This is a genomic window from Streptomyces sp. NPDC090741 (assembly GCF_044769045.1).
Taxonomy (GTDB): domain Bacteria; phylum Actinomycetota; class Actinomycetes; order Streptomycetales; family Streptomycetaceae; genus Streptomyces.
The window spans coordinates 139655-153782 of the sequence record NZ_JBIVXF010000010.1; the positions used below are offsets into that span (position 1 = coordinate 139655).

Below are 14128 nucleotides of genomic sequence, written 5' to 3' on the forward strand. Positions count from 1 at the left end.
CCATGGCTGCTCCGCAGACCGCCGCCCCCCGCCCGCACACCCCCGAGGAAGTCACTTCCACCGTAAGGCAGTTCATCAGCCGGCTCAGCGGACGCCCCGGCATCGAGGACGACCGGCCGCTGATCTCCGACGGGGTCCTCGACTCCGTGGCCGCCGTCCAGATGGTCGACTTCGTCGAGCGCACCTTCGACATCGAGATCGCCGACGAGGATCTCGAACTCGCCAACTTCGACTCCATCCGGGGCCTGGCCGGGCTCGTCAACCGCCGGCTGGCCGCATCGTGACCGGCTCCGCCCCCGAGGCCCTCCTGGCGGCCCTGCGCGACGACGCGTTCACCGCCCGCGCCACCGCCTGGGAGCGCGCGGGAGCCGTCCCGCGCGCGGCCATCGACGAACTGGCCGCCCTCGGCCTGCTCGGCCTCACCGTGGACACCGCCCACCGGGGCAGCGGCACACCCCCGGCCGCCGTCACCGACGTGCACCGCCTGGTGGCCGCCGCCTCGCCCAGCCTGCACAGCCTGCTCGTCGTCCACGCCATGGTCTGCCACGCGGTGCGCCGCTGGGCGTCCGCCGAACTGCGCGACGCGCTGCTGCCAGAGCTGGCGACCGGCCGGATGCTCGCCGCGTTCGCCCTCACCGAGCAGCAGGCCGGCGCCGACACCGGCGCCCTGACCACCACCATCGAACGGGACGGCGACACCCTGCGGATCACCGGCACCAAACGCTGGCTGTCGTTCGGCCAGATCGCCGACGCCTACCTCGTCTTCGGCAGTACGGACGGGCGCGGCAGTTGCGCCCTGGTGGACGCCGGAGCGGGCGTGCGCGTCGCCGTGGAACCCGTCACCGCGGGGCTGCGCGCCGCCCGGCTCGCCCGCGTCACGTTCGACGGCGCCACGGCACCGGCCGCCCGCGCGATCGCCCGCCCCGGCATCGGCATCCCGTTCGTGGTGACCTCCTGCCTGACGCTGGGCAGGCTGTACGTCGCCGCCGGCGCCGTGGGCGTCGCCGAGGCCGCCCTGCGCCTGGCCGCCGACCACGCGGCCACCCGCGCCCACGGCGGCACCACCCTCGGTGACCGGCAACTCGTCCGGGGCCTGCTGGCCGACGCCGCCCTCGCCACCGACGCCGCCGCCCGCTACGTACGGCACACCGCCCACGAGATCGAGGACCGGGAGCCGTCCGCAGCGGTCACCGCCGCCCGGGCCAAGCTGCTGGCCAGCCGGGCGGCGACCACCGCCACCGCGACCGCCTCCCGCCTCCTGGGCGCGGCCGGGCAGACCGAGGACCACCCGCTGGCCCGCCTGCACGCCGCCGCGCGCGTCCACGAGGTCATCGAGGGCCCCACCGAAGTACTCCAGGACATCATCGCCGCCGACCTCCTGCGGGGCCGGCACAGCACCACGGACCGCGCCCCGTCCCCGGCGGCGCCGTACCGGGAGGAGGACGACCACCGTGCAGAGCACTGAGCCGCCCACCCCGCCGGCCCCGCAGGTCAAATGCGTGGTCTGGGACCTCGATGACACCCTGTGGGACGGGACCCTCCTGGAGGGCGACGACCTCAGCGTCCCCGAGGCGAACCGGCAACTGGTCCGCACCCTCGACGAGCACGGCATCCTCCAGTCCGTCGCCAGCCGCAACGAACCCGACGCCGTCGCCGAGCGGCTGCGCGCCTTCGGGCTCGACGAGTACTTCCTGTACCCGCAGGTCGGCTGGTCGGCCAAGTCCGCCTCCCTGCGCGCCGTCGCCCGGGAGTTGAACATCTCGCCCGAGAGCGTGCTGTTCGTGGACGACTCCGAGTTCGAGCGCGCCGAAGTGGCCGGCGCACTGCCCAGCGTGCGCTGCATGACCCGGCAGGAGCTGCACGCCCTGGTGGCGGCCGGCGCCGTGCTGCCCGCGCAGGTGACCGACGACGCGCGGCGCCGCCGCGCGATGTACCTGGCGGAGAGCAGGCGCCGCACCCACGAGGTGGTGTTCGACGGCCCGGCGGCGGAGTTCCTGGAGTCCCTCGACATGACGCTGCGCGTGCGCGAGGCGAGCACCGCGGACCTCGCCCGCGCCGCCGAACTGACCCAGCGCACCCACCAGCTCAACACCACCGGCATCACCTTCGGCCAAGACGAACTGGCGTCACTGACACGGGACCCGGGCCACCGCGTGCTCGTCGCCGAACTCGACGACCGCTTCGGCACGTACGGCACCATCGGGCTCGCCGTCGTCGCCACCGGTACGACCGGCCAGGCCGGGGCCACGCCGCGCGCCGCCGCGCCCCCCTGGACGATCCGGCTGCTGCTGATGTCGTGCCGCGTCATGGGACGCAACATCGGCACCAGCCTCATCGCCGCCGTCGCCGGACTGGCCGCGGCGCACGGCGCCGGCACCGTCGCCCACTTCCGGCCCACCGACCGCAACCGGCAGATGCTCGTCACCTACCGGTTCGCGGGATTCACCGTCGAGTCCCGCACGGACGACCTGGTCGTCCTCTCCCTCCCCGAGGCGGGCGGCCCGGCCGTGCCCGGCTACGTACGCCTCGTCATCGAAGACATCCCAGCCGCCCCGCGCGGCACGAGACAGGAGCTCATCGCATGACCGCCTTCACGCAGACCTGGACCGACACCTTCTCCTCGGTGTACGCGCAGGAGCCGCTCGCCACGCTCTCCTGGTTCAACGCCTCTCCGGGGCTCGAACTCATCAAGCGCGTCATCGACGGCACCCTCAAGCCCGGCCAGCGCCTCGTCGACCTGGGCAGCGGCCCGGGCGTCGACGCCGTGTTCCTCTCGGTGCAGGGGCTCGACGTGACCGGCGTCGACCTGTCGCCCGACGCGGTGGCCCGTGCCCGCCGGTGGGCCGAACTCGCCGGAGCGCCGGCCGAGTTCATCCAGGGCGACGTGCTCGACGTACCGCTTCCCGACCACTCGGCCGACGTCGTGACCGACTCGTTCGTCTTCCACAACATGCGCGACGACGCACGGGAGCGGTACGCCGACGAGGTCCACCGCCTGCTGAAGCCGGGCGGCCTGTTCCTGCTCAACTCCTTCTCCGACCACATGGTCGAGGGCACCGGCCCGCGCCGCATCACCAGCGAGGAGATCCTCGCCACCTTCCGCTCCGACCGGTTCACCTGCGTGGGGCTGTACGTCTACCGCAACGTCCCCACCCAGGCCAAGCCCGACCAGCTGCACTGGTTCGGCGAATTCCGGGCCCGCTGATGCGCGTCGTGGTCACGGGCGGCGGACGGGGCATCGGACGCGCCGTCGCCCTCGGATTCGCCGAGCGCGGCGCCCGCGTCGCCCTGATGGCCCGTACCGCCGCGCAGGTGGAGTCGGTGGCCGCCGAAATCGAGGCCCTCGGCGCCGAGAGCCTCGCGCTGCCGGCCGACGTCGCCGACGAACAGACGGTCGAACGGTGCGCCGAGCAGGTCGACCGGGCGTTCGGCGGCGTGGACGTGCTCGTCAACGCCGCCGGGCTGTTCGACCTCGGCCCGACCACCGGGTTCTCCGTGGACGCCGCCCGCGGCCTGCTGGACACGAACGTCATCGGCACCTTCCTCACCTGCAAGGTGTTCGGCGGACGGTTTCTGGAGCAGGGCCACGGCAAGGTCGTCAACTTCTGCTCCCTGCTCTCCTACACCGCCTTCCCCGAACGGGCGCTGTACGCGGCGAGCAAGGGCGGGGTCCTGCAGCTGACCCGGAGCCTGGGCGTCGAGTGGGCGGCGCGCGGCGTCAACGTCAACGCGGTGGCCCCCGGCATGATCCGCATCGAGACCCCTCACCCGGCCGCGCTCGCCGAGGACGCCATCGTGGGGCGGATCCCCGCCCGCCGGCGCGGCAGACCGCAGGACATCGTCGGCCCGGTGCTCTTCCTGGCCTCCCCGGAGGCCGACTACATCAACGGCCAGACGCTGGTCGTCGACGGAGGCTGGCTCAGCTATGGATACCTCTGAACACCGCCCGCCCCCGGGCCTCCGCGGCCGGGCGTCCCCGGGTGATCCGCCGCGCCACGCCGTGCCCGCGTCCGCACCGGACGGTGCGGACCGGTGAAGGCGGCGGCAGGCGGGCAGCCGCTGCCCCTCTACACGAGGTTCCTCACCGGCTGGGGTGCCACCACGTTCGGCACCGGCCTCATGCTGCCGCTCACCGTGGCCTACCTCCGGGAGGTCCTGGGCCTGCCCACCTCCGGCGTCTCGCTGTATTTTGCGCTGTTCGCGGTGGCCGGACTCGCCGTCAACCCGCTCGCGGGCAGGATCGGCCGGATCCACGGCCCCGGTTTGCCCGCGATCGGAGCCACCGTCCTCCAGGCCACCGGCGCGGCCTGGCTGGCCCTGGCGGACTCGATGGCCGCCACCGTGCCGGCCGCCTGCCTCTCCGGCGCGGGCACCGGCGCCTACTACGCGGTCCAGACCCCGCTGCTCACCAAGGTGTTCGGCACCTCGCACCTGAGCCGCGTCCTCTCCGGCCAGCACCGCGTCTCCGCTCTGACCGTGGCGGTGGGAGCGCTGCTGGGCGGGCAGGCCGTGGAACACCTCGGCGAGGGCGGCTACACCCTGTGCGTGGTCGCCAACGCGGCCAGCTACCTTCTGTACGGGGCGACGCTCGTGCGGCTGCGCCGGGCGGAGGGGCGGCCCGCCGGACCCGGTACGCACCGCGCGGATCGCGGCGCCCCGCGCGCCGACCCGGGGGAGCGCGGCACGGCGCTGCGCGACCCGGTGTTCCGGCGGCTCCTCCTCCTGCAGACGGCCCTGGTCGTCTTCGGGCTGGCCCAGGTGGACGCCGTGGTGCCCGCGATCCTGCGCAACGCGCACCTGTCGGTGTCCGCCGTCAGCGTCGTGGTCGCCTGCAACACCGTCGGCGTGATCGCCTTCCAGGGCCTGGCCCTGCGGGTCGTCGAGCGGATCGGGTACGTCGCCGCGCTGACGGCGGCCATCCTGGTCTGGGTGGTCTCCATGGCCGCCCTGACGGCCGCCGTGCTGGTGCCCGGAACCGGCGTACGCCTGCTGCTCGGTGCCCTGTTCGGTCTGGTCTTCGCAGTCGGGGAGTGCCTGATCGCGCCGAGCGTCCAGCCGCTCGTCACGCTGGCCGCCCCAGCGGCCCGGCTGGAGAGCTACGCCGCCGCCACCTCGCTCGCGCACGGCCTCGGTGCCTTCGTCGCGCCGCTGGTGCTGCTGCCGGTGGTGGACGGCGGCGGGGTCTGGAGCTACCTGGCCCTGCAACTGGGCGGTTACGTGCTCGCGTTGTACGCCCTGCTCTCGTTCCGCGGCCGCAGCGTGCGCCGCCTCGCCGCCCCCGTCCTGAGCAAGGAGGCACCCCCGTAGGGCGTGTCTTTCGGATCAGGCTCCCCCAGCTACCGCTGGGAGGTATCCCCAGGCCCGCGGCGCCCGGGACCGGAAACCGCGGGCTGACCCGACCTGATCCGAAAGACACGCCCTGGGAGACACGTCCGTGAAGGAGCCCCGAATGCGCCCCGAGCCACCACGGTACGCACCGCCGGCCGCGACGACGCGGGACGGCCGGCCCGCACGCGGCGACCTGCCGGGACCGGGCGAGGCCGCCGTCTGGGTCGTCCCCCTGGACTCCGTGCCCGACGCCCGTCACGAGCGGGTGCTCGACCGGGGGGAGCGGGCCCGGGCGGCCGCGTTCCAGGACGCCCCCGCGCGGCGCCGCTACGTCGCCTCGCACCTCGCGCTGCGGACCGTCCTCGGCGGATGCCTCGGCATCCGGCCCCGGGAGGTGCGCCTGACCCGCGAGCCCTGCGGCCTGCCGCACTGCGCCGGGCCGCACGGGCGGCCCAGGACGGCGGGCGACGGGCAGGCCGTCGAGTTCTCGCTGTCCCGAGCGAGCGACCTGGCCGTCGTCGCGCTCGCCGCGGTCACCGTCGGCGTCGACGTCGAGTCACGAGCCTTCCGCCACCCCGACAGCCCCCTCGACGGCATGATCCGGCGGCTGCACCCGGCCGAACGCGCGGCGCTCGCCGAACTCCCGCCCGAGCGGCGGGAGGAGGGCTTCCTCAGCTGCTGGGTGCGGAAGGAGGCCTACCTGAAGGCCATCGGCACGGGGCTGCCCGGCGGACTGGCCGGCCCGTGCGTGGGTCTGGCCGCCGACGCGGCCGCCGGCGGGAAGGGGCCGGAGCCGACCGTCCGGGGCTGGGCGTTCGCCGACCTCGACCTGCCGCCCGGCCACCGTGCGGCCCTCGCCATCGCGGCGCAGGACGAGCCGCCCCGTACGCCGGTCGTGACCGTCCGGACCCTCCGGCTGCCTGCGCAAGAATATTAGTGACTGCATTACTGACTAATCTTGACAGCGAGTCGCAGAGATATTTGACTCTCTTTTACCCACCCCGATCGGCGACTGCGGAACCCGACCGGACCGAGAGGAAGACACGTGACACACGACCGTGCGGGCAGCCGTGAGACGCTGCTCGTCGTGGGGTCGGGCTACCGCGCCGGCCACGAGCGCCTGCTGGCCCAGATGGCCGCGGACGCCGACCTCGTCCTGCTCAACCCCGAACCGCCGACCTGGCAGCTGCACTGGGTCCAGGACTGCGCGGTCTTCGACGCCTCCGCAGGCGGTGACACCGACGACGACGCCCTGCGGGCGGCGAAGGCCCTGCTGGCACGCCGCCGGGTCGCGGCCGTGGTCACCTACGAGGAGACCATGGTCGTCACCGCGGCACGCCTGGCCCGCGCCCTGGGACTGCCGGGCGTGCCGGTCGCCGCGGCCGAGCTGGCACGCGACAAGCACCGCCAGCGCACCCTGCTCGCCGACACCGGCATCTCCCCGACCCGCTCCCACCTCGTCCACGACCTGGACGCGGCCCGCCGGGCCGCCCGCGACATCGGCTACCCGCTGATCGTCAAACCGCGCGGCCTGTCCGGCAGCGCCGGCGTGCGCCGGGTGGACGAGGAATCCGAGTTCGACGCCGCTTTCGACGCCGCGCTGCACGCGGACAAGATGGGTCTCGAAAGCGAGGGGATCCTCGTCGAGGAATTCCTGGAGGGTTTCGAATTCGACGTGGACTGCCTCGTACACGACGGCACGGCCACCCCCGTCTCCTGGGCCCGCAAGATCTGGGCCTACGACCCCTACCCGGTCGAGGCCGGCTTCATCACCGGACACGGCACCCTGGGCCGGGCCGAGATGACCGAGGGGTTCGACCTCGCCTGCCGCAGCGTCCTCGCCGCCGGGATCGACCGCACCGTGGCCCACGTCGAGGTCAAGATGACCCCGGCGGGACCGCGCATCATCGAGCTCAACGCGCGACCGGGCGGCGACATCGCCTCCCGCATCGTGGAGCTGGCCCGAGGGGTGCGCCTGGGCTCCCTGCTCACCGCCGCCGCACTGGGCCGCGAGCCGGAGATCGCTTCCAGCGGCGACCGCTCGGCCGGCATCCGCTTCCTCTACCCCCGCACCCGCCAGCGCTTCGACGGCCTCGCCGAAGCCCCCGCGCTGCGCGCCCGCCCCTGGATCCACGAGATCGGGGAGCTGCGCCCGCGCGGCGAGACGGTGACGCCCCCTCCGCAGGACCTCTACGGGCGGGTCGGTTACGTCATGGCCACCGGCCCGCACGCCGACGAGGTCGAGGACCGCCTGCTCCTGGCCCACCACGAGCTGCGCGTCCTCGGTTCCTGACCCCACCGCCCGACCCCACCGCACCACCCCGGACCACGAGAAAGGCCAACAACATGACCGACTGGAAGCCCGAGACGTACGGCCCCCGCTGGAAGAGCGTGTACGACGAGATCGACTGGCCGCAGCCCGAGGGAGCCGTCGACTTCCTCGCCAAGCGCGCCGGCGGCGGCCGGGCCCTCGAACTCGCCATCGGGACCGGCCGCGTCGCCCTCCCGCTCGCGCAGCGCGGCGTCCCCCTCGACGGGCTCGACGCGTCCCCCGAGATCGTCGACGTGATGCGCACCAAGCCCGGCGGCGACTCCATCGAGGTGTCCATCGGCAACATCGCCGACTTCACCTCCGAGCGCCGCTACTCCCTCATCTTCTTGCTGCTCAACTCGCTGTACGCGTTGCAGACCCAGGAGGAGCAGATCCAGTGCTTCGAATCGGTGGCCGCCCACCTGGAGCCCGGCGGGCTCTTCGTCGTCGAGACCTTCGTGCCCGACCCGACCCGCTTCCGCTTCAACGGCCGCGCCCACGTGTACGACGTCGGACTCGACCACGTCCGCATCGAGGCCGACACCTTCGACCGGGCCACCCAGCACATCAAGGAGAACCACGTCGAGATCCGGGAGGACGGCATCAAGCTCTACCCGGCCTTCCTGCGGTACACGTGGCCCTCCGAGCTCGACCTCATGGCCAGGATCGCCGGACTCGAGCTCAGCGAGCGCTGGGGCGACTGGGGCAACGTCCCCTACGACACGTACTCCGAGAACCACATCGGCGTTTACCGCAAGGCGGGCTGACACCGTGCCGGACGAACGGGCCCCCGCCGCCCTGACCCCGGAGGTGGCCGACGCCCGCTGCGACCCCGGGCTGCCGCCGGCCGGGCCGCACACCGGGCGGCCCCATCCGGTGGCGGCCCTCGTGGACCGGATCGGGGACCTGTTCGTGCCGCTCGGCTTCGACGTCGTCGACCTGCCCCTGCTGGAGTCGGCCCGCGACAACTTCGACGTGCTCGGCTACCCGCAGGACCACCCGACCAGGACCCGCCTGAGCTTCTTCCCGGCCCCCGACCTGGTCCTGCGCACCCACGCCACGTCCGGCGGCCCGCAGGCCATGCGGGCCGCCGCCCCCGGGCCGCTGCGCACCCTGCTCGTGGGCACCTGCTTCCGCAACGAACTCTCCTCCCCCTACTCGGGCTCCCAGTTCACCCAGATCGACGGACTGGTGGTCCAGCCGGGCGCGGGCCTGCCGGACCTCATGGGGCTCTTCGACCGCCTGGTGTCCGGCCTGTTCGGACATGGACATCCGTGGCGCGTGCGCCGCGGCGATTACCCCTTCGCCTCACCTGGGTTCGCCGTGGACGTGGCCTGCCCCCGCTGCGCCCCGGGCTGCGATGAGTGCGAGGGCCGCGGACGCATCGAGATCGGCGCCGGCGGCCTGCTGCGCGACGAGGTGCTCACCGCCGGGGGCTACGACCCGCACGAGGTCGTGGGGCTGAGCTTCGGCTGCTCCGTCGAGCGCCTGCTCAGACTCACCCACGGACTGACCGACATCCGGGAACTGCTGGTCAACGACGTGCGCCTGCTGGAGCAGTTCGACCACGCCGGGCTGCCGGCGGGGCCGCCGCAGAAAGGAACCGACCGACCGTGAAGATCCCCCTCGCCTGGCTGGAGCAGGAGTGCGGCGGCCCCGTCGACCGCGCCGCCCTCCTGGACCACCTCCACGAGAGCGGAGCTCGCGCAGGGTTGCACGCCGATCGCGTGGTGGAGGTCCTGCCCCCGCCCGAGCTCGCCCACCTCGGCTCCGTCCGCGGACTGGCCGCCGAGGTCCGCGCCCGCAACGCGGCCGGGCCGACCGCGCCCCAGCGGTCGGCATCCCAGCGATCGACGCCCCTCCCGGACGGCCTCGTCCTGGCGGCGGAGGACGGCCTCCCCGGCCGCGTGGCGGCTGCCGTCGTCCGGCTCCCGGGCGAGGTCCGCCTGCCGGGGGCGGCAGCGGACCGGCTGCGCGCGGCGGGCGTGCCGATCACCGGAACCGTGGCCGACCTGGCGGCGTACGTCGGGCTCGAGACGGGGCAGCCCCTCGGCGCGGCCGACGCCGGGGAACTCGACCTCACCGGCCTGCGACTGCGCTCCGCGGGCCCCGCCGATCCCGCGGATCCCGCCGGGCCGCCCCCTGGAGGACTGCTGCTCCGCGCCGGCGAACACACCGTGGCCGTCCTCGGACGGGACACCCCGGCGGCAGCCGTCCCCGCCGACGGCCGCGACACCCTGGTGTGGGCCTGGTGGCTCGACCCGGCGGCAGCGCACCCCGCCCCCGGGCCCGGCCCGTGCCCCGACGCTGACGGGCCCCCCGCCGTACGGGGACACGACCCGCGGTCCTGCGACCGGGCGGTGGCCCGCCTCGTCGCGCTCGTCACCGACTGGGCGGGCGGCACCGTCACGGCGGCCGGCGGGGCCGGCGCGTCCGCGCCCGCACCGCGCGTGCTGCGCCCGGACCCCGGAGAACTGCGCCGCCTGGTCGACCCGGACCTCGACCTCGCGACGCTGGCCGCCCTGCTGACCGCCGGCGGAGCGGTCGTCGCGCCTCCCGAGGAAGGCCACCCGCTGCACGTCACGGTGCCCGCCGCCCGGCCGGACCTGGACGGTGTCCCCGCGCTGGCGGGGGAGGCCGCCCGGGTCCGCGGCTACCCGACGCTGCTGCGCCGACTGCCGCCCTCCGCCGCCGGCCCGTGGCCGGACCGGGCGCGCCTGCTGCGCCGCGGCCTCACCACGGCCGCCCTGAGACGGGGGCTGCAGCAGGTTACCACCCCCGTGCTGCTGCGCTCCGGCGAGCCTCTCGGCGCGGTCGGCACCCCACCGGCGGCCGAGACCGTCACCGTGCACGGGCGGGCCGGACTGCGCGCCATGCGGGTGCGCGGTTCGCTGCTGCCCGGCCTGCTCGTCGTCGCGGGCCGAGCGCTGCGCCGGACCGGAGCGGCCCACGTCTTCGAAGTCGGCCAGGTCTCGCGCTCCGCCGCGCTCGGGGACGAGTCCTGGCGGATCGCCGCCGTCCTCGCCGGAGCCGTCGCGCCCCCGTCCCTGGTCGAACCCCGGCCACGGACCGCGGGCTTCGCCGACCTGAACGGCCTTCTACGGACGGCGGCCGCCGCGGCCGGCCACGAGGCACTCGAGCTGACGCCCGAACCCCACGCGGAGTTCGCGGCGGGCGCCTCCTTCACCGTCCGCGTCCGCGGCACCGCGGTGGGCCGGGCCGGGGTCCTCTCCGAGGAGACCGCGGCCCTCGCCGACGCCGCGGGGGAGCGGGTGTGCTGCGCCGAACTCGACCTGGACCTGCTGGGCGGCCCCGCGCCGGTCCCGCCCACCGTGCGGATCCCGGAGCCGCTCCCGCCGCCGGCGTTCAACGTCAGCGTCGTCGTGCCCGAGGCCGTCTCGGCCGGCGAGGTCCTGCGGGTCGTCGCCCGGGCCGGCGGCACCGAGGACCGGCGGGTCGCGGTGAAGGACCTGCTGCAGGGCGGGCGGGTGCCCGCCGGGCACCTCTCGCTCACCGTACGCGCGGAGTTCCTCCGTACGGACGACGGCCCCCTGCGCGACGAACGCCGCCGCCGCCGAGAAGCGGTCCTGCGGGCGCTCGCCGACCGCGGCTGGAGCGGGCGATGACGGAACGGAACACGCCCGGCCGAGAGCAGCCCGGGCACGCCGAGGAGGCCGTGGAGCGCTTCACCGCCTGGCTGCGCGCCGACACGTTCACCTGCCTGGGCGCCCGCGCCGCACTCCAGCGCGGTGAACTGGCCACCGGCGTCTACGGGACCCTGGGCGACCGCGAGGACCTGCACCGGCTCCGCACGGACCTCGTACGGTTCGTCACCGGCCCACTGGCGGGCCCCGGACGCTTCCACTCCTTCGCGGCCATCTTCACGCGGTCCGATCCGGCGGACGAGGAGGTGTTCGAGGAGTTGCTCTGGCAGCAGCTGAACGCACTCCACCGGGCCGACCGCGCGGACCACCCGTGGGCCCGCGAGGTCTCGCCCGACCCGCGCGACCCCCGGTTCGGGATCAGCATCGGCGGCCACCCCTTCTTCGTCATCGGCCTGCACCGCCGCGCCTCGCGCATCTCCCGGCGCTTCGCCCATCCCGTTCTGGTCTTCAATTCCCACCGCCAGTTCGCCGAACTCAAGCACACCGGCGTCTACCAGGGAATGCAGACGAAAATACGCGGCAAGGAAGTGGCGCTCCAGGGCGATGTGAACCCGATGCTCGCCGAGCACGGCGAGATCTCCGAAGCACGGCAGTACTCCGGCCGCGCAGTTTCCCCGCACTGGACGTGCCCGTTTGACTGGCACGACTGAAGCCTGCGCCACCGGCCGGACCCGTACCGGGCCGACCACCGCGCCGCCACCCGCCCCCGAGGGCCGGCCCCAGCACGCCGGCGACTGACGCACCACCGGGTCCCACCCGGTCCGACCTGGTACCGCCCGGTCTTGACCGAGTATATTCACTCGTTCTGTCCCGCAGTCAGTCACAATGAAGGGGAAGCCGCCATGGCGGAATCGCAGGCTCTGGGGTCACGGATCCGCCGGCTGCGCCGGGAGGCGGGCCTGTCGCAGATGGACCTGGCCGGCACGGAGCTTTCCCCGAGCTACATCTCGCTGCTGGAGGCCGGCAAGCGGACCCCCTCCCCGGAGGTGCTGGAGCAGATCGCCGCCCGGCTCGGCTGCCCGCCCGAGCACCTGCTGGAGATGGTGGCGACCGATCGGCCCGACACCCTCCAGACCGATCTGCGCTACGCGGAGATCAGCCTGCGCAACGGCGACCCGAAGACCGCGCTGGACACCTTCACCGCGGTCCGCGACGCGGCCGCCGCCCAGGGCAAGGACGCGGTCCGGCTCTCCGCCGAGTACGGCGTGGCCCAGGCGCTGGAGCACGACGGCCGGCTGGAGGAGGCCGCCGAGCGCTACCAGGCGCTGCTCGACCACGCCGGGTACGGGCAGTCCCTGGTGCCGCGGCTCGCGGTCGCGGTGGCGCTGTGCCGCTGCCACCGCGAGATGGGCGACCTCGCCCACGCCGTCGACCTGGCCACCACCACCCTGGAGGAGGCCCGCAGGCTCCGGATCACCCCGACCGTGCTGGGCGTCGAACTGCTGGCCACACTCGTCGGACTGCACTGCGAACGCGGCGACCTGCACCGTGCCGCCGCACTGGCCCGGACCGCCATCGAGGAGGCCGAGGGGGTCAGCGACCGCAAGGCCCTGGGCGCCGCGTACTGGAACGCCGGAGTGGTGGCGCACCGCAGCGGTGAGTCCGCCGACGCCCTGCTCCTGCTGGAACGCGCCCTGGCCATCTACTCCGAGGGTGACGACGCCCGTGCCCTGTCCCGGCTGCGCAACGCCTACGCGTCGGTGCTCATGCAGTCGGAGACCGGCGACATCGCGGAGGCCAAGGCGCAGCTGACCCGCAGCGCGGAGGCCCTCGCCGACCACGGCAGCACCGTCGACATGGCCTACTGCGAGACCTCGCTGGCCCGCGCCTGCCTGCTGGAGTCCGACGCCCCCCAGGCGGAGCGGCACGCCCGCCGGGCCCTGGAGCTGCTGGGGTCCGGGCACCGGCTGGAGACGGCCCGGACCCTTCTGGTGCTGGCGGGCGCCCAACTGCAGCTCGGCGAAGTCGCGGCGGCCGAAGCCGGCTGCGAGCGGGCCGCGCTCCTGCTGGAGGCCTCCGAAGCCGACCGGCAGGCCGCGTCCGCGTGGAACGACCTCGGCGAGCTGCTGGAGCGCTCCGGGCGCACCGAGCGGGCCGTGTGGGCGTACCGGCAGAGCCTGCGCTGCCTCGGCCAGCGCAGCAGCCTGCTCCCTGCCGCCGGCGCATCCACCGGGGTGTCCGGCAGCGGCGACCTCGGTCAACAGGGTTCGGCCCGGGCATAGATCGGCTGCTGATCCTGTGTTGATCGTCGGCGACTAGCGTCGGACACGACAGGCCGGGAAGGGCCGCAACCCTCTCCGCGTTCCCTCTCCCCGGTCCATGCCCCGACGAAAGTAGCGCTCCGCATGTCGCACGTCCCCAGCCGCTCCACCGGTGCCCCCACCCTCCGGGTCGCCGCCACCAGACCTTTCCCCCGGCTGACGGCCCGCGCGGTGGTCCTGGCCCTGCTGCTGGCCCTGTGTCCCGTCCACATCGCCCTCACCTCGACGGCGGACCGCGATGTCCTGCCGACCGGGCACCAGAGCCTGCGCCCCGAGCGCGACATCCCGCTGTGCTGCTGACGCGACCCGTCGGCATCACCGCACCGCCCCCCAGCACCCACCGGTGGACCACCGGTGGTGACCGTCAAGGAGGACCACCCATGTCCAAGCTGCCCACCGCCCGCCCCGCCCTCGGCCTGCTGACCCTTCTGGCCGCGGCCGTCCTGTGCCTCGCGGGAGCCGGTTCCGCCCCCGACCTCGTCGCGGCGGGCGGTGGCCGCACCATCGCCGTCAACAACACCGGGTCGGACTTCACTCCGCGGGGACCCATCATCTGACGCACG

Annotated in this window: 15 protein-coding genes; all 15 read left to right on the forward strand. The window is 74.4% G+C overall.

The genetic code is table 11. The features are described from left to right. Positions 1-2: 2 nt before the first annotated feature. The 15 genes from ACIQU4_RS26285 (at position 3) to ACIQU4_RS26355 (ending at position 14122) form a co-directional block, all read left to right on the forward strand. Entirely contained in the window at positions 3-284 is a 282-nt protein-coding gene (locus tag ACIQU4_RS26285) for an acyl carrier protein (protein WP_403735328.1), read from the forward strand. Further along, positions 281-1465 carry an acyl-CoA dehydrogenase family protein gene (locus ACIQU4_RS26290; protein ID WP_403735331.1) on the forward strand — a complete coding sequence of 395 codons (1185 nt, stop codon included), beginning with the start codon at positions 281-283 and terminating at the stop codon, positions 1463-1465. Before ACIQU4_RS26285 ends, ACIQU4_RS26290 begins: the two co-directional genes overlap by 4 nt. Beyond that, entirely contained in the window at positions 1452-2585 is a 1134-nt protein-coding gene (locus ACIQU4_RS26295) for an HAD-IIIC family phosphatase (protein ID WP_403735334.1), read from the forward strand. The genes ACIQU4_RS26290 and ACIQU4_RS26295 overlap by 14 nt, the downstream gene beginning before the upstream one ends. After that, complete coding sequence (locus ACIQU4_RS26300) at positions 2582-3205, forward strand: class I SAM-dependent methyltransferase (protein WP_403735337.1); 624 nt, start codon at positions 2582-2584, stop codon at positions 3203-3205. Before ACIQU4_RS26295 ends, ACIQU4_RS26300 begins: the two co-directional genes overlap by 4 nt. Further along, a complete protein-coding gene (locus ACIQU4_RS26305) occupies positions 3205-3939 on the forward strand; it encodes an SDR family NAD(P)-dependent oxidoreductase (RefSeq protein WP_403735341.1) in 735 nt (244 codons plus the stop codon). Before ACIQU4_RS26300 ends, ACIQU4_RS26305 begins: the two co-directional genes overlap by 1 nt. Positions 3940-4032: 93 nt before the next feature. Further along, entirely contained in the window at positions 4033-5307 is a 1275-nt protein-coding gene (locus ACIQU4_RS26310; RefSeq protein ID WP_403735344.1) for an MFS transporter, read from the forward strand. Positions 5308-5449: 142 nt separating this feature from the next. After that, positions 5450-6265, forward strand: a complete 816-nt coding sequence (locus tag ACIQU4_RS26315) for a 4'-phosphopantetheinyl transferase family protein (RefSeq protein WP_403735347.1) — start codon at positions 5450-5452, stop codon at positions 6263-6265. Between the two features lie 108 nt (positions 6266-6373). Further along, positions 6374-7621, forward strand: a complete 1248-nt coding sequence (locus tag ACIQU4_RS26320) for an ATP-grasp domain-containing protein (RefSeq protein ID WP_403735350.1) — start codon at positions 6374-6376, stop codon at positions 7619-7621. 53 nt (positions 7622-7674) lie between these two features. Continuing rightward, positions 7675-8406, forward strand: coding sequence for a class I SAM-dependent DNA methyltransferase (locus tag ACIQU4_RS26325; RefSeq protein WP_403735353.1), 732 nt, complete (start codon positions 7675-7677; stop codon positions 8404-8406). Positions 8407-8410: 4 nt separating this feature from the next. Continuing rightward, complete coding sequence (locus tag ACIQU4_RS26330; protein ID WP_403735356.1) at positions 8411-9256, forward strand: hypothetical protein; 846 nt, start codon at positions 8411-8413, stop codon at positions 9254-9256. Next, the gene (locus tag ACIQU4_RS26335) at positions 9253-11265 is read left to right on the forward strand and encodes a hypothetical protein (RefSeq protein ID WP_403735359.1); all 2013 of its coding nucleotides are present in this window, start codon (positions 9253-9255) and stop codon (positions 11263-11265) included. The genes ACIQU4_RS26330 and ACIQU4_RS26335 overlap by 4 nt, the downstream gene beginning before the upstream one ends. Further along, positions 11262-11954 carry a guanitoxin biosynthesis heme-dependent pre-guanitoxin N-hydroxylase GntA gene (gene gntA, locus ACIQU4_RS26340; protein WP_403735361.1) on the forward strand — a complete coding sequence of 231 codons (693 nt, stop codon included), beginning with the start codon at positions 11262-11264 and terminating at the stop codon, positions 11952-11954. The genes ACIQU4_RS26335 and gntA overlap by 4 nt, the downstream gene beginning before the upstream one ends. Positions 11955-12146: 192 nt before the next feature. After that, on the forward strand, positions 12147-13526 hold the full coding sequence (locus tag ACIQU4_RS26345) for a helix-turn-helix domain-containing protein (protein ID WP_403735363.1): 1380 nt from the start codon (positions 12147-12149) through the stop codon (positions 13524-13526). Between the two features lie 123 nt (positions 13527-13649). Further along, entirely contained in the window at positions 13650-13865 is a 216-nt protein-coding gene (locus ACIQU4_RS26350; protein ID WP_403735366.1) for a hypothetical protein, read from the forward strand. An 80-nt stretch (positions 13866-13945) separates the two neighbouring features. Beyond that, positions 13946-14122 (forward strand): hypothetical protein, encoded by a 177-nt coding sequence (locus ACIQU4_RS26355; protein ID WP_403735369.1) that lies wholly within the window; start codon positions 13946-13948, stop codon positions 14120-14122. Positions 14123-14128: the final 6 nt, after the last annotated feature.